We start from the raw sequence: 291 nt of genomic DNA, 5'->3' as shown, positions 1-291 counted from the left end.
CGCACCGCCCAGTCCAGCTGGGCCACGCCGGGCAGGATCGTGGCCTGCGGGAAATGACCGTCGAAGGCCGCCAGCGCCGGATCCAGTTCGATCTCCAGCTCGGCGGCATCGGCGCTGCGCGACAGCCAGCGCGGCGCGGGGTATTGCGGCCGGAACAAGGTTTCCAGCGCGGCCTCGGTGACCTTGCCCTGCGGATTCAGCGGCAGCGCCTCGACGAACCGCCAGCGGCGCGGGCGGGTCACCGCATCGTGGCTGTCGGCCAGGTGCGCGCCGAGCTGCTGCGAGAGGGCG

At 73.2% G+C, this 291-nt stretch carries 1 protein-coding gene; it reads right to left on the bottom strand.

All coding sequences use genetic code 11. The features are described from left to right. A partial coding sequence (locus R0J87_RS19465) for an ApeI family dehydratase (protein WP_498888303.1) occupies positions 1-291 on the bottom strand: 291 nt, incomplete at both ends.

This window comes from Halomonas sp. SIMBA_159, assembly GCF_046536035.1.
Classification (GTDB): domain Bacteria; phylum Pseudomonadota; class Gammaproteobacteria; order Pseudomonadales; family Halomonadaceae; genus Vreelandella; species Vreelandella venusta_A.
This window is presented reverse-complemented; position numbering and strand designations above follow the sequence as displayed.